This is a genomic window from Roseobacter sp. HKCCD6576-2 (genome assembly GCF_013179285.1).
Classification (GTDB): Bacteria; Pseudomonadota; Alphaproteobacteria; order Rhodobacterales; family Rhodobacteraceae; genus Rhodophyticola; species Rhodophyticola oceani.
Window position 1 is genome coordinate 1 of sequence record NZ_WVNW01000014.1, and the last position, 20,524, is coordinate 20,524.

Here is a 20,524-nt window from a genome sequence, read left to right on the forward strand (position 1 = left end):
GCACGGGTGTGAACCGTTTTTCTGTCGCGGTTCCGAGAGCAAGTCCGGTCCGTCCGCAAAGGTGACCTTAATGGTGTCAAAGCACCAAAGATGGCCACACCAATGGCCAACCAGAGCCCGCTGAGAAGAGGCAAAATCACAAGAGCTTGGTCCAACCCATTCTTTGAGCGGCCCGGTTTCAGGTGCAAGCCCATACTCTGTGTCAGTCTAAACTCTTACGCGCGTCAGTGAAATCGTACGTTCGCAAAGGCAAGCGTCGCACAACCAATCCACTGTTAAAATCTGCCTAAGGCAATCATGTCTTCGCCAAGCAAGCAAGCGCTGGACAAAGCCCGCCTCGGATACAAGGCAGCACACCGCGAAGGCCGCTAGATAGCCTTCAGAAAAGCGCAGCTCGTCCGGCCTATGGCCTTATTCGTCCGAATCTCGAGTCGGTGCTGCAGCCCTTAGAGGGCCCTAGGCACCAACTCGGGATTCTGCGGTGCAGCCAACCAAACCGTCCGGCTTAGTCGAGGCAGTAGTACTCGTAGGTACCTGGGATCGGGTTGCCGTCCCCGTCTTCCAGCCAGGTTTCGAGCCAACCGCCCGCACCGCAGGTCAGTTCCAGTTCTTCCGTCGAAATTGGGTCACCAGACGTTGTCGTGTTGCGCCTTCCGACCCGGCGGATGGGCACAGCCCCCTGACCGACCGCACCCAGTTGTTCGGCGTCGCTCCGGGAGTCATCTTCGTCTTGTCGACTGCGATTTTCTTCGACCTGCTGCTCACGTGCGGATTCGCGCGACTCATCTCGGGTGCTTTCACCGCGATCCTGAGCGAGGGCTGGTTGAGCCACGGTGATCGACAAGCCAACGATAGCCCACGTAAGGATTTGGGACAGTTTCATTTGGTATTTTCCTTTTCGGATGTGCGCCGCAACGGCGCTGATTACATCCGTGGGTCGGGCGACCTCTGAGATCCGTTCAAAGAAATCTCGGCGCTGTTCCGAGTTTTTTTGAAAGAGTTCTGGTCACCAAACGACCAATCGTCATAATCCGCTGAAAAGGCGGCAATGATGACCCAAACGAGCCGTTAAGGAGGCGACACATGAACTGTTTGACCTTCGGCGCCGCTTTGGGTCCTTCAATTCTGAACGACAAAGGTTATTCCACAATAATCCGTCCCCGCTCCCTCGGCTCTGGCCTCATTGAGTTTCAAAACCAGTAGATGACGATGGCCGCGAGAGCGATGGCTGAGAGGAAGACCTTTTGGCACCTGTCATAGCGCGTCGCCACACGTCTCCAATCCTTGAGCCTGCCAAACATGATCTCGATCCGGTTGCGCCGTTTGTATCGGCGCTTGTCCATTGCCCGGCAGGGCATGCTCAGCATGCCCGAGAGGAGGCGCTTCCAACGGTTGTACAGTGTCTTGTGCGGGCCGTATGCACTAGGCGCGTCGCGCTACCGTAAGCCATTACGATCGATGAAGATAATCCCGCTCCGGACGCGCCGATCATCGACGCGCGGCTTGCCATGGGACTTGGGGAAGAAAGGCTCAAGACGCGCCATCTGCGCGTCGCTCAACCAAAAGAGATCAGGCATGTTCACCGCTCGGTTTTCGAACCGTGAATCACGCCGTCCCTCCGAAATCAATGGGTCCTGACCCTAAGCGCCGATCTACGGCTTGCCGCTATTGGCGGTGATTTCCCGTGTTGGAATTCTGTTATCTACAACAAGTAAGGCTCGCCGTGTTTGCATCGATGGTTTTTCGTCGGAGCTAGATTGGTTGATTGACAGAAGAGCCTCATGTTCTTTTGCTATTCGCTTTCGTCGCCTATCCAGTATTTTTTGTCGAATGGCTTCCGGCTCAATTCCGGTATCCAAATAAAATGCTGTAATTACGGACTCAAGTGTCCAAACCAGATCCTTGTTACCCTTTCTACTTTCTTGATCTGCCAAATCTGCCAGCGTATCCAGTATCACGTCGTCTGGTGTTGTATCTGATGTCATGTCCGGCCCCATCTTTCTGAGGCTCAGACTTCAATCAATTGGTTAACAGCCTATTAACGATAGGCTTTGTTTTGAATTATCTGCTATCTACGTGACGTCCTTCGATTGATAAGACGCTGCTCAGTGAGCATCCGCTCCAATGCTATCGCAGTATTCCCATAACCTGCGGATTGCGCTGCGGAGAGGGCTCGCTCAATCGAGTCCTCGATCAAAACTCCTTCGTCCCTTACAGAGGTAATGCCGGGTATCCAGCGGCGTTTCATTGGCTCGAGTGCTTCCATCTCGCTTTTCCTAAGTTGATTCGAATTGTTAACGTCAATTGTTCCTACAATTGAAACGCTAAGTTAAGAAAACCTTAATCCACCTTTTTTCTATAGCGATAGTCGATGTTTGGGCGATAGCCCGCCGTTTTGTTCAATATTGTAAAGCAGCGGCGTGTTAATCATCCTGTACATTCGTTGTGTCGGCGCCCAACGTGATTCGGCCACTCACAGGATTCCTTTGGCCTCGACTGAGGCCCCGGCGGTTGGCATGGACAACACCCACATGACAGCCGCCTTAGCTGAAATCTAGCGTATCTATATGTAGTTTTGATGAAAATCGTAACGAGAAGGATGTGTATGATGGACACCGAAGACCTGATCTATTTTCCGTTTTCGCCCAGACCGCCTATTCTCGTTCAGCAACTTCTATGATGTGCTGAAAGCACTCTATCTAGCGGCGGGACTCAAAGATGATCGGCATTTGGATGACGCACTGGATATAGTCGCTTACGCGTTCCGCTATGAATTTGAATGGATCACCGCTGACAATGTTGTAAGCGGTGTCTGAGCCCCACGCGGCTAGGCGCTTAACGGTTTGAAGTTCCATGGCAGGAGTTCTTGCAGGCCGTCTTTTGGATGGCCTTGGGCGATCCGCTCAAGAGTTGTTTTCAGGTATTCGAACGGATTGACGCCGTTGAACTTGGCCGTTTCGATCAGGGACGCGATGCGGCCCCAGGCCTTTCCTCCTTCATCATGACCCGCAAACAGCGCGTTCTTGCGGTTGAGGGCGACGGGGCGGATCAGGTTCTCGACTGTGCTCATGCACAAGCTGCGGGAAGCGATGATCGCAGAGACGAGGGGCTTGCACCTCGACGGTGAGGTTGAAGTGGATGGTGCTGCCTTCGGCGGCCATGTCCGTCCCGCCAACCTGCGCGAAGATCGTGTTGAGCGGACATTCAAGCGTAAGCGCGAAGATGAGCTCCAAACCCGCCGTTCAGTTTACAACGATAGATGTCTGCTTAGGACTTAACCGCGCCTATCGAACGCCAGCTTTGCGGCCAAACCGACGAAAACAAATCCAGTCAGGTATTGCAGCGCGCTTGCCGCTGTCCTGTTTCGCGCAAGGAAGGCACCGATACCTCCTGCAAGCGCGCCGACTAGTGCGTTTATGACCGTTCCGCCGATGTTCAAAATCGTTCCAAAAATCAAGAACTGAACAAGGACAGACCCTTGCTCCGGGTCAACGAATTGTGGAACCAACGCCAACATAAAGATCGCGACCTTCGGGTTCAGTAGGCAGACTAAAACGCCGTCTTTCCAGGCTTGCAAGCTCATCGAGCGATCTACTTTCTCCGGCTGCAATGTGCCGATAGGAGACGTGAATACCTGGAATGCGAGATACAACAGGTATCCCACACCAGCCCATCTAATCACCTCAAAAGCAATCGGATTGGCTGCAATTAGTGCAGCCAGCCCGAGCCCACCTACCAGAGCGTGGATGAATGATCCGGTTGCGATCCCCAGTGAGGCAGCGACACCGGCTTTCGGTCCGGATTTCGCGCCTTGGCCCAGACAGAAAAGCATGTCTGCTCCCGGGGTAAGGTTCAGGGCGAGTGCGATAGGGACGAATATAAGTAGGGTGTTAAGATCAATCATGAAGCTCAAGTTACGCCAAACCTTGTAACCGCGGAACACTCAACATCGTCAAAGCAAACTTTCGCTGCGCTGCCAGGCTTTAGGAGGCTAGGGCTCTGAGCCGTCATCTGACGATTTCGGTCGGTTGACCGTGCGCAGCCCCAAAGCGGCCATTGGATCACCGCGAGCCGATGTCCATGTCGCGGGACGAAGCCGACCTTCGTTCTCGTCAGCCATGTGTCTGCTTTGGGAAATCCGTTTCTCTGATCAGCACAAATCCGTCACGTTGCATGCGTACGACAGGTAGGTATTTGAGGCCACACCAGGAGTAGGAAATCCATGCAAATTGCGATTGCAGCCTGCAGGACAAACCCACAACTCTCTTCTTCAAACAAGACCCTGCAATCGGCTTTGGAAGCGACCGGCGCGCGGGTGTCTGTTCTCAACTGGAATGAGCACTCCGTTGCGGATTTTCTATCGTGTGATCTCACTTTACTAAGACAGACTTGGGACTACCAGAACGACCCCGGCGGCTTTGCAGCCTGGTTGATCAGGCTCCATGCAATGAGTGCTCAAATCGAAGCGCGTCCCGACTTGGCCATATGGAACAACGACAAGCGAACGCTTATCGAGATAAAAGATGCTGGAGTTGAAATTCCAGCAACTTATCGGTCGGTCGAAGACGCCATTGCAAGGCAAGGTGATCGGGGCTCGATTGAGAAACTTGTGCTAAAGCCCGCGTTTGGCGGCGACGGTGTCGGCGTAGAACAAACATGTCTCTCAGATATTGAAGCGACACGGACAAAGATTGAGCAAGATCTGCCTGGACGCCCAATTATGGTGCAGGAGTTCTTGCCGGAAATCGGTGACGGTGAGTGGAAAATGACGTGTATCGAGGGCAAGGTCGAACTCGCAGTCCATGCGAAGCCAATATTTGGAGAATTTCGCATCAATTCACGCTTCGGTCCCACCATTGAAGCCGCAGAACCACCTGCTGCGGCTCGATCAGCAGCGGAAAAAATCATGGCGTTTGTGGGAGCGCCTCTTTGTGCACGTGTGGATGGTGTCATGCGCGATGACATGTTCATTTGCACTGAGTTAGAGCTTTGCGATCCGGACCTACACCTACATTACGCACCAGAGGTTGCGACAATACTTGCAGCAGCAACACTCCGACGAGTTGAGACGGCGCAGTCCTGACGACGGACATTCGTCCGGCGTGCAGCATCGGTGACGCTGGGCTCTCTGCTGCCGTCGGCTGCGAGCCGTTCGGATGACAGCAAGCGGGACAAAGCGACCATAGCGGAAGGTGAATTGAACGTCCGCTCATGACGAGCAAAAGACATTGAAATTATCAAAAATTTCTAGACTCTTGATTCCTAAGGAGGTCCCAAATGTCTACTTGCGGCTATCGAACTGGTGTGGTTCAAGATAAATCACGATCAAATTGGCAGAATTCTGGTGCTCGTCTAATCGCATGGACGGCTTGGTATCCAGCGCAGCGGATCGCATCGGCCAAACCGCCTGAGCCCGGCTTCTTTGTCTCCGGCGATGTCGCGCTTGACGCCCCACTTGCGGGCCTTTCCATGTTGCCAATCGTTCTGATGTCACATGGAACTGGAGGCACAGCGGAAAGCCTTGGCTGGCTAGCCCGCTATCTTGCAGGAGCAGGTTATGTCGTACTTGCAGCGAACCACCACGGAAATACTGGTCTAGAGCCTTACACAGCAGAGGGCTTTGTATGCTGGTGGGAGCGCGCTTCTGACTTGTCATTCTTGCTCTCATATATTTCGCAGGATTCTTTTTTCGGTGACAGACTAGACCTCGATCAGACTTTTGCCGTCGGCTTTTCGCTTGGTGGCTACACAGTTCTGAAGATGGCTGGTGCACAGAGTTCAATGGACGAGTTTCAGCGATGGCGGACCGAGAACGGTATTGTCGACGTCGGCCCACGTGAATTTCCTAACGCAGGGGCTAATGTTTCTAACCTCATTAGCTCGTCGGCCGCGTTTCGCGCGTCTTGGGCAAGGTCATCCGACGACTTTACCGACAAACGGGTCAAAAGCATTGCCGCGATTGCGCCAGCGCCAACCGTAAGAGCATTCACGCGGTCGTCCGTCTCGGAAATAGCGATGCCTGTTCTACTGATAACGGGTGGGAATGATGCCGAAGCGCCATCTGAGCATTGCGCCGATTGGTTGATGGCCCAAAACGTCAGCTTTGATCGCGTTGATCTCGGTCGCGAAGTTGGTCACTACACTTTCCTGGATTTTCCAAGCGACAGAATACTAATAGGAAAAGACCCGTTATTTACCGATCATGAAGGCGTGTACCGAGCGGAAGTTCACAATCAGTCTGCCGCTAGTATACACGCGCATTTCAGTTGACCAGAACGGTATCTTCCAACTCAAACCGGACCTCGCGCACGGCGCAGCATCGAGCATTTTGGGCTCAGAATGATCGTTCGCGCGATGTGCGTGGACCCGATCAAGAGCGACGGAACGACGAGAGTTCGGATGGCTGAGGATGAGCACGCGTGGCTCAGTGCTCGGCCGGAGGTGTCCAACTCGATCCGTCTCGCGGTAGGCGCTCGTCGTCATCGAGGACGGTCAGCGTGGCCCCCGCCCCATCGTTCCACCGCCAGAACACGACGTTGCGATGCTCCCCGCCTGCGCCGCGTGCGAAGCTCGGAACACGCATGCCGATGGCACCGGTCGCCAGCACGTCCCGTGCCAGTCGGTGTTGCACCGGTACCGCGCCATCGAGCATCAAGCTTTCCCAGTTCGGGTCCGCAAGATCGGCTTGTGTGTAGCCCAGCCCTGCCAAAGCCTGTGGATCCGTGGCGTCGAATACCGGAGCGGCGTCGACGTCGTAGGCGACCAGAATCAATGGCTGGAATGGGCGGCCGAGGGGACTGGCCTCCAACAGGGCTGTGTCGACCAGCTCGGACGTATAGAGCGCAACCATGCCAATCGGGTTGAAACGGCCGCCGAAGCGGCCCGCACCTTCGCCGGAGAGCGGTGCCCAGGACCAGCGAGGATTGTGGGCTCGGAAGAGCGTGCCGGCTAGCCGCACGACGCGACGCGGATCAAGAGTAGCCGCCGGCGGCGATCCGGTCCAGATAGGCATGAAGCTTTGCCGCATCGCCATCCCGAACCAACTGATCCGGTGTCCGGCCGCCAAACCCCGACAACGGTTCCGACCGGAACCAGGCATAGGCCGCCAAAGCCGACCCCAGCTCAGGTTCAACCCGGTTTAGGACTTCCAGCATCTCGCGAAGCCGCATCTGCGTCTTCACCGCCTTGATGCGTGTCGACCTTGAAAACGCATCCCGCCCCAGCCCAAGCGTCGCGGCGATCTCGCTCTTCGTCGTCCGCAGCCCACTTGCAATCAGGGTCGGTGAGAAGTGCTGCTCCGCGACATAATCCTGAAGATGCATGACAAACCTCGCTGTTTGTAACATAATATAGTGTCAAGATATGCGCTAGTGAAGCCCCAGCGTGTGCTTAGGACCTACGCTGAGGTCAGCGGTGCTCGAAACGCTGGCCCATGAGCTGGTTTCGTCGCGAGGCTGATGCATTCGCCGCACCTTGTGGAACCGCATGTCCGAACTCATCCAGGTGACCGCGCAAGGCATTGATCCGTTCTGTTCTACCGGCCACAAATCTCCGACGTCTTGTTCGCGCTTTGCAGCGCCGGGGCGCAAGAGCCTAGCACGTTCCGCCTATGTCAGATCATGCGTATCGTATGCGATCACTTTGGTCGCGGCGGCCAGGATGTGCGAACGCATGAGCGCCTCAGCCAACCGGCCGTCACCCAGCCTGAGCGCCTTCAGCAGGGCTGCATGATCCTCCGAACTGCTGCGAATGCTCGCGTCGTCGAATTGCGCGAAGGAACGCGCAAGAAAACCAAGGTCCATCATTTGCAAGCAGACGACCTTCAGCCGTTCGTTGCCGGAAATAGTCAGGATTTCGGTGTGGAAGTTGTGGTTCTTCTCTGAAATCAAGAGCACATTGCGCGGCTCGGTTTGCACCGCTTCTTCCCATTCTTGATAGGACAGCTCCAGTCTTGCGATGGCGGCGCGATCTGCTCGTTCGGCCGAGAGGCCGGCCGCGAGACCTTCCAGGTTGGCCCGGATCTCGTAGATCTCTCGAACCTCCTGCGATGACCATCCTCGAACGAAGGCCCCGGCATGGGGTGTGAAGATGACGAAACCATCACTCGACAAGCGTTGCAGGGCTTCACGAACGGGCGTGCGCGAAACGTTCATTTCCTCGGCCCATGATTCCTCGATCAGCCTTTCACCGACAGCGCAGCGACCTTTTGAAATCGCGTCCCGGATTGCTGCGTACACTCTTTGCGATGCTGTCAGGTGCTCCATGGCTATGTTCATCCTGTTACTACTCAAACCTGTTTTGCCACACGGTATATGACGGATTGTATACCTTATCCTCCAGCGAGGAAAGTCCGTTGCGCAGTGGCTGCTCTAAAATGCCACATTTTAAAGGAAAATAGCTTAACCAAGCGAGAGGAAGGGGCGGAGCTGGAGTATTCTTTTTGACATATTGCATACAATATCGGTAAAAGGTGGTGCGGTGATCAATCCGCCACCGGGAGGAGCAAGGGTGATGAACATGACAACACAACAACCCAATGGGTTTCTGAGATCTCGTTTTTTCGGCCTCGTGCTGGGGGTTGGCGCGATGCTTGGCGCCGCCCCTGCGGTGGCACAGAAAGAGCCCTACGGCCCCGGCGGGCTGGAGATACTGGTTCCGTTCAATGCGGGCGGGTCAGCTGACCGCATGGGTCGTGCGATCGCACAGTTTCTACCGGAAGAGCTGGGAGTTCCGGTGACGGTGGTGAACCGCCCTGGCGGCTCGGGTGCGCTGGGGCACACGTTCTTCCTTCAGCAGGCGGATGACGGCTCCAACGCGCTTGTCACGCCTGCCACGCCGTATCTGGTGTCCAACATCATCCGTGGGCAGGGGGTGCTGGACTGGGATGAATTCCATTTCATCAACGGGCAATGGCAGGATTACTACATGCTGCTCGTGAACAAGGATCAGCCGTTTCAGACGGCGGAAGAGCTGTTTGCCTTCATTCGCGACAATCCAGGTGAGGCAAGCTCGGCCATCATTAACGGCGACGGCGGGCATCTTTTGCAGCTAATCATGCTGGATCGGATGGGCCTGCCCGATGACGCAATCACCTTTGTCAGCTATGATGGTGGTGCGCCAATGCGGTCGGCCATCGCGGGCAATCAAGTGACCTTTTCTCTGATTGCGGCGCGCGGTTCCGAAGTCATTCGCGATGACATCCGCCCGCTCGCCGTGGTCCGCGATGTTCCCGATCCAGCCTGGGATGCGCCGGTCATCAATGAGCCTCTGGCGGCTTTCGGTGCCGAACTTCCCATTTTGTCAGGCGACTTGCGGACGTTCACCGTTTCACGCGCCTTCGTCGAGAACGAGCCGGAAACATATGCACAGCTGGTTGCCGCCTATGAGCGGATGCTGCAACGGGAAGATTTCCGCGCCTTTATCGAGGAAGGGGCGATCGGGGGCCAATGGCTGGGGCCGGATGAAACGCAGCGCGTGCTTGACGAAAGCATCGCAGTTTTCTCGCAGTACGCAGATTACCTAAAGTGATCTCCGACCGAGGCACGGACGATGGCCCGGGCCTCTCTTTGCCACAACCGTTACCGGGACGGGGGCGTGCGCGCATGCACAACATCTTGGGATATCTTGCGGGAGGTATCGGGCATCTCTTTCTGCTCGTGGGCTTTTCGGGATTTGTGACCTGGTATGCGCTAGATGCTTGGCGTGCCCAGTCCGAAGTCGAGAATATGCTTCTGATCGGGCCGGTGTCGGGTCTGGTGCTGATCGTGATGGTCGGCATCGCCATAGGCCTGATCCGTGAGATGATGCAGGGCGTCTCAGGGCCGGGACGCGCCGCGCCTCAGATCGATCCTGCGGTGCCTGCACCCGACAGCCCGGATGCGGATACTCTTAGCGGACGCTATGGCGCGGTGCTCTCGGCCGGCTTTCTCGGTGTTTATGTGGTGTCCATGCCGCTGATCGGTTTTGACATCGCAACGGCGGTTTTTGTGGCGGCCAACATGGTTTTGCAAGGCGAACGGAACGTCCTGCTTATCGTTTTCTTTTCGGCCCTGGTGGCGATCCTTCCGGTTCTGGCGATTGAGCATCTGCTGTCCGTCCCGGTGCCTACGATGTTGCTACCATGATCGATCTTGGCGCTTTCAGCGACGCGATCGGGTTGATTACGAGTAACCCGTTGGCTTGGGTCGTTGTGCCTTTGGGATTGTTGATCGGTCTGGTCTTTGGCGTGCTGCCTGGCCTGTCGGTGCCCATCGCAATGGCGGTGTTCCTGCCCTTCACGCTGCACATGGATTTCCTGTCCGCGATACTGTTTCTGACCGCGATCTTCACTGGCGGCGGCTTTGGCGGATCGGTCCCGGCGATTCTGATAAATGTCCCTGGCACCACCGCGGCGATTGCCACCTGTTTTGATGGCTATCCGATGGCACGCCAGGGGCGCCACAACGAGGCAATCGGTATGGCGCTCGCGGCCTCGACGGTCGGTATGGTCATCGGCTACTCACTTTTGCTGATCATCCTTGAGCCGATCTCACGCTTTGTCTTGCAGCTTGGTGCGCCGGAGATGGTGCTGATTGCCATCGCGGGCCTGTTTCTTATTGCGGTTCTGTCAGGGGGTCACTTTCTGCGCGCCGTCGTCGCGGGCGGGATCGGGCTGCTCATTGGCACCATGGGCATGAGTTCCTCCGGTGTCATGCGCGGTACCATGGGATCGATGTACATGCTGGACGGCATCGAGATCACAGCCGCCATCATTGGTCTTTTTGCGGCATCGGAAGTCTTCGCCCTTACCAGAAAAGACTACATCGTTAGCAATTCCGAGGCGCGGACGGTGCGGTTAGCCAGCATCGCCAGCGGCTTCGTGGACGCATTCCGGCGATGGACCCTGATGATCCGGGGCGGCCTCATCGGCTCGATGATCGGGACGGTGCCAGGTGTGGGTTCCACCGTGGCGAACCTAGTGGCCTACGCATTCGCCCGTGCCACATCGAAATCAGCCGATACATTCGGCAAGGGCAATCCTGACGGCGTTATTGCGGCGGAATCGGCCAATTCCAGCTCCGAGGGCGGCTCGATGGTCGCGCTTCTGGCGCTTGGCATCCCCGGCGGTGCGGGGACCGCTATCATGCTGGGCGCTTTTGCCATGCACAATGTCACCGGCGGACCGCGCTTCGTTTCCGACAACAAGGATATCGTCTACGCAATCATCGGTGGAAATCTTGTGCAGGCCATCTTGCTTGCAATCATGGGCATCCTGTTCCTGCGGGTCGCCGTGATGGTCGTGCAAGTGCCGCTGCGCTATCTGCTGCCGGTCATCCTGGTTCTGACGGTGCTGGGCAGCTACGCGCTTTCCGGCAACATGGTCGGCCCGATCACGCTTGCCGGTGGGGCCATACTTGGCCTAATCATCAAGCATTTCAACTATCCGATCGTTGCCGTCGTGATCGGTCTGCTGCTGGCAAGCCTTCTTGAAGGCAACCTGTTGCGCACCTGGCAGCTCAGCCGGGGGGATTTCACCATCTTCTTCGAACGCCCCATCAGTACTTGGCTGATTTCCTTCATCATTCTAGTGGCGCTGCTTGCGGTGCTGTTCCACCGCCTCAAGGCGCGCAGGTCGGCGTGAGATCGTTGGCTCAGCCCGAAAAGGAGACAAAGAAGCAATGCCTGCAACCTTGCTCGACAAGATATGGCGCGCGAACACGATCATCAAGCGCTCGGATGGCGCAACGCTGCTCTATGTGGACCGTCACTTTGTGCATGATGCCGCCTTTCCGGGGTTCGATAAGCTTGATGCGGGCGGCTATACACTGCGTCGGCCGGATCTGACCTTCGGTATGGCGGACCATTACGTTGCGACGGGGTCTTCGGCTGCGATCCGCAGTCCCGCTTTCGATGAGATCGTCACAACGCTGTCCCAGAACGCAAGAAAATGGGGTTTTGTCGCGTATTCGCAAGGATCGGCGCATCAAGGTATTGTGCATGTCTCCGGGCCCGAACTCGGGCTTACCCTACCGGGCAACGTGATCGTATGTGGCGATAGTCACACAGCGACCCATGGGGCGCTTGGCAGCCTGTCATTCGGAATCGGAGCAAGCGAGATTGCTCATGTTTTGGCGACGCAGACGATCTGGCAGCGCAAGCCCAAAGCGATGCGCGTGACGATAAATGGCGCTCTTGGGCTTGGTGTTTCAGCCAAGGACCTCATCCTTGCATTGATAGGCAAAATCGGCACTGGCGGCGGGACTGGCCACATCATTGAATATGCTGGCAGCGGCATTCACGCCTTGTCGATGGAGGGGCGTCTTACAGTCTGCAATATGACCATCGAGGCCGGGGCCCGCACCGGCATGATCGCACCCGATGAGGTCAGCCTGTGTTGGCTGAAAGGGCGGTGCCATGTTCCGAAGGGGGCGGATTGGGACCGCGCAGAGAAGGTGTGGCAAGGGCTGCACTCGGACGAGGGCGCCGTGTTTGAGAAGGAGGTCGAGATCGCCGCCGACGAGATCGCACCGATGGTCACCTGGGGCACCTCACCGGAGGATGTTGTCGCCATTACGGATCGCGTGCCGGATCCCGCTCGGGTTTCCGATCCCGAGCGCCGCAAGCAGATTCAGAAATCCCTGGACTACATGGGCCTGACACCAAATGTCCCGATGTCCGAGATCAAGATCGATCGCGCCTTCATTGGATCCTGTACGAACGGAAGGCTTGAGGATCTGCGCGCCGCCGCGGCCGTGGCACAAGGGCGCAAGGCCCGCGTGCCAACCTTCGTCACCCCGGGATCGGCAAAGGTCAAGAAAGACGCCGAAGCTGAAGGTCTCGACAAGGTGTTTCGCGATGCAGGATTTGAATGGACAGACCCCGGATGCTCGATGTGTGTCGCAATGAATGGCGATCTGGTTCCGCCGGGCGAACGATGCGCCTCCTCGACCAACCGAAACTTCGAAGGCCGCCAGGGAAAGGGAAGCCGGACCCATCTGCTGAGCCCAGCGATGGTCGCTGCAGCGGCGGTCTCAGGTCATCTGACGGATGCCAGAGTGCTGGGGGGGATCAATGACACCCTTTGATCGGCACACCGGGATTGCCGCGCCGCTGTTGCGGGCCAATGTCAACACCGATCTCATTACCCCTGCCCGCTTTCTCTGTCGCTCCCGGGCCGACGGATTTGCGGACACGTTGTTCGCAGATTTGCAAAACAGCAAAGCGGAAGACGGCACGCGCTTCATCCTGTCGACCCCCCCTTTCGACCGGGCGTCGATACTGGTCGCCGGTGAGAATTTTGGCTGCGGTTCATCACGTGAACATGCGGTCTGGGCCCTTGTCGATTACGGCATCAAAGTTGTGATCGCGTCGAGCTTTGCGGATATCTTTTACAACAACGCTATCCAGAACGGACTCTTGCCGGTCCGCCTGTCGGAGCGGGACATGCACCGGCTGGCGATGGTCATCGAGGCCCGCCCTGGAATGACGCTCACCGCCGATCTGGGCCAGCAGCTGATCACCTGCGAGGGGCTGAAGCTGATCTTTGAGATCGATCCCTATCGTAAGGAACAGCTCCTGCGCGGTCTGTCCGAAATCGACCTAACACTGGATGCGCTGGACCGTATCCAGGCCTTCGAGGCAAGGCGCTCTGCGGAGGTGCCTTGGCTTATGAAATCAAAACAACCTTGAGGACAATGCATGGCCCACACCTTGAAGCAGAAGCTGTCTGATACCTTCGTTATCGCCCCCGGTGTTTATGATCTCATTTCAGCCAAGATCGCGGATCAAAAAGGATTCGATGCGATTTACATGACCGGATATGGCACGGTGGCTTCCTATCTGGGACTTCCCGATGCCGGCATCGCCACCTATCGCGATATGGTCGAGCGTGCCGGGCAAATCGCGAAAATGACGAACACGCCGTTGATTGCCGACGGCGATACCGGGTATGGCGGCCTTCTGAACGTGTCCTACACTGTTCGTGGCTACGAGGCGGCGGGTGTGTCCGCGATCCAGCTGGAAGATCAGGAATTTCCCAAAAAATGCGGACATACGCCGAACCGGCGTGTCGTCCCCCTCGATGATATGCTCCGCAAGATCGAGGTGGCCTGTGATAGCCGGGCAAGCGACGATTTTCTGATCATCGCGCGGACCGACGCCCGCACTGCGCTTGGCATCGAGGAAGCGATCCGGCGGGGAAAAGCCTTCAAGGAGGCAGGCGCTGATATCGTTTTTGTCGAGGCACCCGAAAGCGAGGAAGAAATGCGGAGGATCTGCTCTGAAATCGAAGGGCCGTTGCTGGCAAATATGGTAGAAGGGGGCAGCACCCCGATCCTGTCGGCAAGACACCTTCAGAGGATTGGCTATGCGCTCGCGATCTTCCCCGGCTCTGGTTTCCTTGCCGCCGGACAGGCGATTGATACCGTCTACAACGATATCAAAGAGAATGGTCGTACAACGCACAAGTCTGATCTCTATGAGTTTTCCAGGTTCAGTGAGCTTATCGGGTTTCCCGAGGTCTGGGAGTTCGAGCGTCGCTATCCCGAGAAATGATCGTTCCGTGGCACGGCTCGCGGCCTGTCGCCGCCGGCCTCGTCCTGTCCTGCTGCCTCCAGCCGAAACAGACCCCCGGTGCGGGCTTTCCCATATGCGCTGTCAATCCAAATATAGGATCGAGGTATTTCCGAATACAGCAACCGGGTTCTAGTGATGGGTTAGGAGACGTTGATGAAACAACCGCCAATATCCTCAATAAACTAGGCTATCGTTTGCGGTCCGAACGGGTACCCCGGATCATGACCCGTTGCTGCGTCGTAACGTAGACAACAGGACCCACCGGTTAACTCATCATAACAATCTGACACCCGGCCCAGTTCCGCCATCGCTCATTACTGAAATCTGGAGAGATCACATGAAATCCTTCTTGCCCGTAGTGGCGTTCGCGGCTTTGGTGACACCCGCTGCCGCACAAGACACTAACTTCGACTTCTCCGGTTTCCTGCTCAACCATAGCGCCAGTCAACCAAACACCAGCTCCGATACGCTTGACAATGATTTGGAGGTGGATACGAACAGCTTCGCTCTCAGCGCCACGTATCTCGTTAACGTTGGTGACTTCTTTGACTTTGACGTCGGTGGTTTTTTTAACCTGGGTGATTTTGTAGTGGGTGGTGACATTACGCTTCGCCATAGCGATTACTCATACACTCTGAACGGCGTCTCCTTAAGCAGCACTACGGCCCGCAGCACAGCGCTCGGCCTCCGGGCGGGCTACCCCATCGGCCGGGTCATGCCGTTCGTGAGCGCCCGAATTGGCCGGGGCACTTACGACGCTAACGGCGGCTCGCTTGACATCGATACTCGTGAATGGGGGATAGGCGCGGAAGTAGCGCTGATCGAAAGCGTGTCGCTGCTCGCAAGCTACGACCGTGCCACCTTCGAACGCCGCGACTTGGACGCAGAAGCCGACAGCGATGCCTTCTCCATCGGTATCGGCTATCGGTTCTAAGCGCGCCAGCACCGGAGATAGGACATGAGAAGGCCCATCTTCGGCATCGCCCTCGTTGCTGCGGCTTGTGCGTCTACCCTGCTCCCGTCGTGGTCCTGACAACTGCAGCCCGAGTTTTCATCCCGAACTGCAGGACGCCTGGCGGAGGGTCGCGGTCAGAAACTTGACGCCGTCCGGAACCCGAAGGCCACGCGCCGGGGCCCTGCCGAGCGCCGGCAATTTCACGCGACCCGGTTCGGCGCACACCTCCCGCCCGGTAAACTGGAGCGTGCGCAGACCTTGGCCAGCTAACCTGTTAGCTAGACTGCGCCGACGAGCGTTGGCCAGAATCGCGCTCTTCGCAAGACTCGACAGATCAAAAATGTTCTGCTTATGTTCTTGTCATAACTCGGCGCTCCACCCCTCAGAGCAAGATTGATGACCGCGTCTTTCCGGGCCGCGTCAAAGTGCGGATTCCGACGGGCGGATTCGGCCAGCAGTTGAACGATATTCTCGGCTGGCTCCGCGAGCATGTGGGGTCGGAGGATTTCGCGAACCACGGCGCTGGCCTGGTCGACGGGACAGCATTTCACTTCCGGACAATTGAGGCCGCCGGGGCCTTCCTCATGGCGTTTCCCGACCTCGAACTGGCCGACTACACGACTGGTCCGAGCTACAACTCGCCCCAGAGGCCGGCGTCAAGCATCGATCGTCCAGCCGCGCCACCGAAGATCCCGTGGTGATCAGCGAGATTTCCAATCAGACAGTCTACCGGCCCCTTGGGACGCTCTTAGGTGTCCCTTGACATGGTGTGATTGGGGCGGTCGCTCTGCGGAGGCGAACGAGGTCCGGTATGTTGGCCTCATGGATAAAAGCCGTGAGGAGAACGACCTATGGAACACTATGCCGGTTTGGATGTGTCGCTGAAAGAGATTTCGATCTGCGTCGTGGATGAGGATGGCGGGACCGTCGCGCGAGGAACATGCCCTGCGGATCCCGAAGGCGTTGCAGGCTGGTTCCGGAACCGCGATCTCAAGCCTCGACGCATTGTACATGAGAGCGGCATGCTCTCGATCTGGCTGCAGCGCGGGATGTCCCGACTGGATTTGCCCGCCACCAGCATCGATGCCCGCAAGGCGCACAAGAGCCTTTCGGCGCGGTTGAACAAGTCTGATACTGCGGACACGGAAGGACTGGCGCAGCTCGCCCGGACCGGGTGGTTCACTCCGGTGTATATCCGGAGCGAAGAGGCCGACCGGTTGCGCTCCTTGGTCGGGGCGCGGGAACGGCTGATCCGCCTCCGAAAGGATCTTGAGGGCCACATCCGGGGCGTCCTGAAGACCTTCGGCATCCGTATGACCGGCATGGGCCAAGGTCGTTTGCGACAGGCATTCCGCGATCAGCTTGCCTCCGCGGGCGAGGCCAATCCGGTTCTGCGTGCAATTGCGGATGGCTTCATCGCTGCCCATGCGACGCTCTGCGAGGCGGAGGACGACCTCGGCAAGGCCGTGAAGAAGAGCGCCAAGGCTCACCCTGTAGCGCGCCGCTTGATGACGATCCCCGGTGTTGGGCCGATCAGCGCGCTCAGCTTCATCGCCCTCGTGGATGATCCCACTCGGTTCAGTCGAACATCGGATGTTGGTGCCTTCCTGGGGCTAACGCCAAAGCGGCATCAATCCGGCGAGATGGACTGGTCAGGGCGCGTGTCGAAATGCGGAGACGGCGCAATGCGCGGTTTGCTATTCGAGGCGGCGTCCTGCCTAATCCGCCAGGTCAAACGCTTCTCGCCGCTGAAGAGTTTGGCCGTCCGCCTGGCCGGGCGGCGCGGGTTCCGCAAGGCGGCGGTCGCAACCGCCCGCAAGATCGCCGTGTTAATGCTGACGCTCTGGAAGAACGAAACCGAATACCAATGGACAAAGGAGGCCACAGCCTGATTTGAGTTCCCGCCCCGAAGGCGGGGAACGAATTCCCGAAGGGACGGAGGTTGATCGATCTCGCATTAGGGTATGGGCCGAAAGAGCCCGCATTGTACATTGAAGACGATCCGCCACCGAACACCATCGTGAGGCGCGAAACCCGCGACCTTGGAGAGAACCATGACCCTGGACGGACACATTGCTCAACCGCTTGGGAGTGGGCAAACTTGGGGGTCATACGCTGAAATCTTGACGTTTGAGATCGACAACCGCCCATCAAGGACGTCGGCTCGCGTCACGGCCACGTGGTGCGCGCCGCCTAAGACCCCCAAGTTTGCCCGCTCCCGAACACAAGCGCCGTCAGCTCCATAAACTGAAATACATTCTTCGCCAGACCGAGCCCCACCGCGACAATCTCCGCCATGATCGTCCTCATTTGTAGATCATCGCTACACGCACCTTGGCACACCAAAACCGTCGGGCGGCGATCATATCTTCAAAGCCAACATACCACTACAGCTCGCGGCGGGCACCTCATTCTATGGAGCCATAGAGAGAATGAATTGGTGCCACTCGGTCGAATCGTGCTGTAGAATGACTGATCCGGCTTCAAGTTGCTAAGTGAATTCTGCTGAGTGGATCGTAACCATCTTTTTGTAGTTTCAGTACTTCCTTGTGGGCCTTGAAGTTGCAGACGACTCAAAGTGTTAAATGACGGGATTACATTTTTGCTACGGAAAATGTTGATGAGCACAACGCTCATGTCTTTTTTGTCTGGCGGAGCGCTAGCAGATGTTTCTGCAGGGTTGATCAAGCTTGATGAAGGCGATTTACCCGGCGCAGCGACCGATTTCGCGAATGCCTTTGATGCAGGTGATGCCGAGGGCGCATTCTATTTGGGTCGCCTGTTCGAGTTAGGGCTGGGTACCGACAAAAATGAGGTCCAAGCCGCGAATCTTTATTCAGCGGCAGCTGACGCAGGATCGGCTAAGGCGAAGCTTCGATTGGGTTTGATTTACCACGAAGGCCGCATTCTTCTCCGAGATTATGTTGCCGGGACACAGCTTATTTGCGACGCTGCCGATGCGGGGGAGCCTGATGCACAGCTCAACTGTGCCTTGGCATACCAGCAAGGCATCGGCATAGATGCGAATGAAGAACAAGCAATTGCGTACCTCAATACAGCTGTTGCAAACGATAACATTGCCGCAATGAACGTTCTTTCAAGTATCTATCGTTCTCGTGGCGACACAGAGCGGGCAAAGGTATTTGCGCTAGAGGCTGCAGATCGAGGCAATGCCCTAGGTATGCTGCGCTACGCTGAAATGGTTTCCCAGGAAGATCCTCCCGATCTGATTACAGCTTACGCCTATGCCAGCTTGGCCTTTGTGCGTGGTTTATCTGAAGCGGGCGAATTGCAAAACCGTTTGGAAGGTCAAATGACGCGTGAAAATGTTCTGGCGGGTCAACAACAGGCGGTCTCTTGGACGAATGCGCAAATCCAAAAGATGGCAAACTAGCCGCTCATTTGTGTTTTGCCATGTTTCGACAGAATGGGCTTTTGGCGATTGCAGTGCTTGTATGCGTTCAAAGCGGTTCACCAGTTTGGGCGAACTGTTTCCAGATAGATGTGGTCAACGTCATGGGGGTAACTCTCATCGAGCAGGCTGAACTGGATGAATTGACTGATCCTTTTGCTGGGAAATGTCTGGGTCTTCGAGAAATTGATCTGGCGTTGCGTGCCATAACGTCGACTTATATCGACGAAGGGTTTGTGGCGGCCCGTGCATATCTGCCACCGCAAGACTTGGCGGATGGAACTCTTGAGATCCGAGTGGTCGAAGGCGCATTGGAAGAGGTGTTGTTCAATGGAGAGCAAAAACCACTCCGCGAACGATCCGCGTTTGGAGACATAAGGGATCGGCCGGTAAACCTGCGCGAAATCGAGCAGGGAATCGATAATATTCGAGCTCCAAGTTCGATTCTGGCTGAAATGGAGTTGTCTGCAGGCTCCCAAGATGGGTTGTCGATCCTGAATATTCACACAGAACGTCCCAAGCCTTTTCGGGCGACATTTTCGACCAACAACTACGGTACGGATGATACCGATGAAGGAAGCTCTGCCGCGACGGGCCAGTTTTCAGACACTCTTGGGGTTGGTTTTGATAATCTGCTCGGCTTGAACGAGCAGTGGGATCTGAGCTACACCCAGAGCGTCAAGTATCACCCCTTGAATTTCAACTACAATGGTGCCGGGACCGAGGGATGGTCATTTAGTTTTAAAATTCCATATGCGCGCATGCGTTACGGCTTGTCTGCATCCCGGTCCTCTTATGAAACATTCGTTGAAGACACCCTGAATCCAGTTGACCTTAATGGCTGGACACTGACCACGACTGTCGACGCTCGATACCTGTTGTTTCGCGGGCAAAATCGAAAGGACTATCTAAGCTTCGATCTGACCCGACGCGAGAACGAGAATTATATCGCGGATGTTCAAATCGCTACATCAAGCCGTGTCTTGAGCAGACTTCGTATCGGCTATTTGGGAGAATGGGGTCTTGAATCGTCACAACTCAATTTCGACATTGGTTTGTCAAAAGGACTCAAGATTTTAGGCGCCGAAATTTACGATGAACAACCGGAGGGGCAACCCGACGCGCAATTCACCAAACTGGATTTTCGGCTGAGCTATACCAAACCGTTCGCTACTCGAGATTTGCAGACTCTTCTGCATATGGAGTTATCAGGGCAGTACAGCGGTGATCGATTGTACGGCAACGAGCAAATTTCAATCGGGGGCCCGTCTACACTTCGTGGCAGCAAAACTTCCGTGGCAACAGGAAGTAGCGGGCTCAATTGGCGCAATCAATTTGAGCTTCCCAATTTGGCAAAGATTGGCAAATCGGGATATTTGTCACCTTATGCGACCATCGATTTTGGGGCCATCGCCGAACAGAGCGATGCTGATACTGATTCGCAAACCGCGAGCAGCGCGAGCGTCGGCTTGAAGGTTATCCACCAGAACTACACGCTCGACGTGTCGATCGGTCGACTGCTTTCAGATCATGATGACATGGAGGCCGATACGGTAGGGCTGTTATCGTTCCAAATGCGATTTTGAAGACTGCCGCACAACTCA

General features: G+C 56.4%; 19 protein-coding genes and 3 pseudogenes. 14 read left to right on the forward strand and 8 right to left on the reverse strand.

The genetic code is table 11. The annotated features are described in order from the left end of the window. Positions 1-505 precede the first annotated feature (505 nt). From GTF44_RS19810 to GTF44_RS19825, 4 genes and pseudogenes are all read right to left on the reverse strand, one after another. A complete protein-coding gene (locus GTF44_RS19810; RefSeq protein WP_171562743.1) occupies positions 506-883 on the reverse strand; it encodes a hypothetical protein in 378 nt (125 codons plus the stop codon). Between the two features lie 307 nt (positions 884-1,190). Continuing rightward, positions 1,191-1,577: pseudogene (locus GTF44_RS19815) on the reverse strand (transposase). A gap of 75 nt (positions 1,578-1,652) precedes the next feature. Beyond that, positions 1,653-1,985: a hypothetical protein gene (locus tag GTF44_RS19820; protein ID WP_171562745.1), complete on the reverse strand. Its 333-nt coding sequence runs from the start codon at positions 1,983-1,985 to the stop codon at positions 1,653-1,655. Positions 1,986-2,827: 842 nt separating this feature from the next. Then, positions 2,828-3,067, reverse strand: a pseudogene (locus GTF44_RS19825) (transposase domain-containing protein); the annotation flags it as partial. Between GTF44_RS19825 and GTF44_RS22235 the strand changes: the two are divergent. Further along, positions 3,063-3,200 (forward strand): annotated as a pseudogene (locus GTF44_RS22235) (IS1595 family transposase); the annotation flags it as partial. The pseudogenes GTF44_RS19825 and GTF44_RS22235 sit on opposite strands and share 5 nt — an antisense overlap. Positions 3,201-3,274: 74 nt before the next feature. Here GTF44_RS22235 and GTF44_RS19830 read toward each other — a convergent pair. Beyond that, positions 3,275-3,904, reverse strand: coding sequence for a LysE family translocator (locus GTF44_RS19830; RefSeq protein ID WP_171562747.1), 630 nt, complete (start codon positions 3,902-3,904; stop codon positions 3,275-3,277). A 318-nt stretch (positions 3,905-4,222) separates the two neighbouring features. Between GTF44_RS19830 and GTF44_RS19835 the strand changes: the two genes are divergently transcribed. Beyond that, complete coding sequence (locus GTF44_RS19835) at positions 4,223-5,083, forward strand: RimK family alpha-L-glutamate ligase (RefSeq protein ID WP_171562749.1); 861 nt, start codon at positions 4,223-4,225, stop codon at positions 5,081-5,083. 194 nt (positions 5,084-5,277) lie between these two features. Beyond that, entirely contained in the window at positions 5,278-6,270 is a 993-nt protein-coding gene (locus GTF44_RS19840; RefSeq protein ID WP_171562751.1) for a dienelactone hydrolase, read from the forward strand. Positions 6,271-6,424: 154 nt separating this feature from the next. Here GTF44_RS19840 and GTF44_RS19845 read toward each other — a convergent pair whose 3' ends face one another. The 3 genes from GTF44_RS19845 to GTF44_RS19855 form a co-directional block, all read right to left on the reverse strand. Then, positions 6,425-7,012 (reverse strand): RES family NAD+ phosphorylase, encoded by a 588-nt coding sequence (locus GTF44_RS19845; protein WP_216365189.1) that lies wholly within the window; start codon positions 7,010-7,012, stop codon positions 6,425-6,427. Beyond that, positions 6,972-7,322 (reverse strand): antitoxin Xre/MbcA/ParS toxin-binding domain-containing protein, encoded by a 351-nt coding sequence (locus GTF44_RS19850; RefSeq protein ID WP_171562753.1) that lies wholly within the window; start codon positions 7,320-7,322, stop codon positions 6,972-6,974. Before GTF44_RS19850 ends, GTF44_RS19845 begins: the two co-directional genes overlap by 41 nt. A gap of 285 nt (positions 7,323-7,607) precedes the next feature. Then, positions 7,608-8,264, reverse strand: a complete 657-nt coding sequence (locus GTF44_RS19855) for a GntR family transcriptional regulator (protein ID WP_171562755.1) — start codon at positions 8,262-8,264, stop codon at positions 7,608-7,610. A 247-nt stretch (positions 8,265-8,511) separates the two neighbouring features. Here GTF44_RS19855 and GTF44_RS19860 point away from each other — a divergent pair, with 247 nt between their 5' ends. The 11 genes from GTF44_RS19860 to GTF44_RS19910 all read left to right on the forward strand — a co-directional run bounded on the left by GTF44_RS19860 (position 8,512) and on the right by GTF44_RS19910 (position 20,506). Further along, entirely contained in the window at positions 8,512-9,528 is a 1,017-nt protein-coding gene (locus GTF44_RS19860) for a tripartite tricarboxylate transporter substrate binding protein (RefSeq protein ID WP_253261371.1), read from the forward strand. Positions 9,529-9,602: 74 nt separating this feature from the next. After that, positions 9,603-10,124, forward strand: coding sequence for a tripartite tricarboxylate transporter TctB family protein (locus GTF44_RS19865; protein ID WP_171562757.1), 522 nt, complete (start codon positions 9,603-9,605; stop codon positions 10,122-10,124). After that, the gene (locus tag GTF44_RS19870) at positions 10,121-11,620 is read left to right on the forward strand and encodes a tripartite tricarboxylate transporter permease (RefSeq protein ID WP_171562760.1); all 1,500 of its coding nucleotides are present in this window, start codon (positions 10,121-10,123) and stop codon (positions 11,618-11,620) included. The genes GTF44_RS19865 and GTF44_RS19870 overlap by 4 nt, the downstream gene beginning before the upstream one ends. Before the next feature lie 37 nt (positions 11,621-11,657). Continuing rightward, the gene (leuC, locus tag GTF44_RS19875; RefSeq protein ID WP_171562762.1) at positions 11,658-13,064 is read left to right on the forward strand and encodes a 3-isopropylmalate dehydratase large subunit; all 1,407 of its coding nucleotides are present in this window, start codon (positions 11,658-11,660) and stop codon (positions 13,062-13,064) included. After that, positions 13,051-13,668 carry a 3-isopropylmalate dehydratase small subunit gene (gene leuD, locus GTF44_RS19880; RefSeq protein WP_171562764.1) on the forward strand — a complete coding sequence of 206 codons (618 nt, stop codon included), beginning with the start codon at positions 13,051-13,053 and terminating at the stop codon, positions 13,666-13,668. The genes leuC and leuD overlap by 14 nt, the downstream gene beginning before the upstream one ends. Positions 13,669-13,689: 21 nt before the next feature. Next, entirely contained in the window at positions 13,690-14,532 is an 843-nt protein-coding gene (locus GTF44_RS19885) for an oxaloacetate decarboxylase (protein WP_253261372.1), read from the forward strand. 358 nt (positions 14,533-14,890) lie between these two features. Beyond that, entirely contained in the window at positions 14,891-15,487 is a 597-nt protein-coding gene (locus GTF44_RS19890; protein ID WP_171562768.1) for an outer membrane beta-barrel protein, read from the forward strand. Between the two features lie 479 nt (positions 15,488-15,966). After that, the gene (locus GTF44_RS19895; RefSeq protein WP_171562770.1) at positions 15,967-16,209 is read left to right on the forward strand and encodes a hypothetical protein; all 243 of its coding nucleotides are present in this window, start codon (positions 15,967-15,969) and stop codon (positions 16,207-16,209) included. A 150-nt stretch (positions 16,210-16,359) separates the two neighbouring features. Beyond that, positions 16,360-17,400, forward strand: coding sequence for an IS110 family transposase (locus GTF44_RS19900; RefSeq protein WP_171562772.1), 1,041 nt, complete (start codon positions 16,360-16,362; stop codon positions 17,398-17,400). Between the two features lie 728 nt (positions 17,401-18,128). Continuing rightward, positions 18,129-18,902: a tetratricopeptide repeat protein gene (locus GTF44_RS19905; protein ID WP_253261373.1), complete on the forward strand. Its 774-nt coding sequence runs from the start codon at positions 18,129-18,131 to the stop codon at positions 18,900-18,902. After that, positions 18,866-20,506: a ShlB/FhaC/HecB family hemolysin secretion/activation protein gene (locus tag GTF44_RS19910; RefSeq protein WP_171562776.1), complete on the forward strand. Its 1,641-nt coding sequence runs from the start codon at positions 18,866-18,868 to the stop codon at positions 20,504-20,506. The genes GTF44_RS19905 and GTF44_RS19910 overlap by 37 nt, the downstream gene beginning before the upstream one ends. The last annotated feature ends 18 nt before the right edge of the window (positions 20,507-20,524 follow it).

Bases quoted from the DNA above. Each gene is read 5' to 3' on its own strand.
- GTF44_RS19900 (WP_171562772.1), top strand. From the start codon at position 16,360: ATGGAACACTATGCCGGTTTGGATGTGTCGCTGAAAGAGATTTCGATC.
- GTF44_RS19890 (WP_171562768.1), top strand. From the start codon at position 14,891: ATGAAATCCTTCTTGCCCGTAGTGGCGTTCGCGGCTTTGGTGACACCC.
- GTF44_RS19830 (WP_171562747.1), bottom strand. From the start codon at position 3,904: ATGATTGATCTTAACACCCTACTTATATTCGTCCCTATCGCACTCGCC.
- leuD (WP_171562764.1), top strand. From the start codon at position 13,051: ATGACACCCTTTGATCGGCACACCGGGATTGCCGCGCCGCTGTTGCGG.
- GTF44_RS19850 (WP_171562753.1), bottom strand. From the start codon at position 7,322: ATGCATCTTCAGGATTATGTCGCGGAGCAGCACTTCTCACCGACCCTG.
- leuC (WP_171562762.1), top strand. From the start codon at position 11,658: ATGCCTGCAACCTTGCTCGACAAGATATGGCGCGCGAACACGATCATC.
- GTF44_RS19845 (WP_216365189.1), bottom strand. From the start codon at position 7,012: ATGCCTATCTGGACCGGATCGCCGCCGGCGGCTACTCTTGATCCGCGT.
- GTF44_RS19905 (WP_253261373.1), top strand. From the start codon at position 18,129: ATGAGCACAACGCTCATGTCTTTTTTGTCTGGCGGAGCGCTAGCAGAT.
- GTF44_RS19860 (WP_253261371.1), top strand. From the start codon at position 8,512: ATGAACATGACAACACAACAACCCAATGGGTTTCTGAGATCTCGTTTT.
- GTF44_RS19865 (WP_171562757.1), top strand. From the start codon at position 9,603: ATGCACAACATCTTGGGATATCTTGCGGGAGGTATCGGGCATCTCTTT.
- GTF44_RS19820 (WP_171562745.1), bottom strand. From the start codon at position 1,985: ATGACATCAGATACAACACCAGACGACGTGATACTGGATACGCTGGCA.
- GTF44_RS19835 (WP_171562749.1), top strand. From the start codon at position 4,223: ATGCAAATTGCGATTGCAGCCTGCAGGACAAACCCACAACTCTCTTCT.
- GTF44_RS19855 (WP_171562755.1), bottom strand. From the start codon at position 8,264: ATGGAGCACCTGACAGCATCGCAAAGAGTGTACGCAGCAATCCGGGAC.
- GTF44_RS19870 (WP_171562760.1), top strand. From the start codon at position 10,121: ATGATCGATCTTGGCGCTTTCAGCGACGCGATCGGGTTGATTACGAGT.
- GTF44_RS19840 (WP_171562751.1), top strand. From the start codon at position 5,278: ATGTCTACTTGCGGCTATCGAACTGGTGTGGTTCAAGATAAATCACGA.
- GTF44_RS19810 (WP_171562743.1), bottom strand. From the start codon at position 883: ATGAAACTGTCCCAAATCCTTACGTGGGCTATCGTTGGCTTGTCGATC.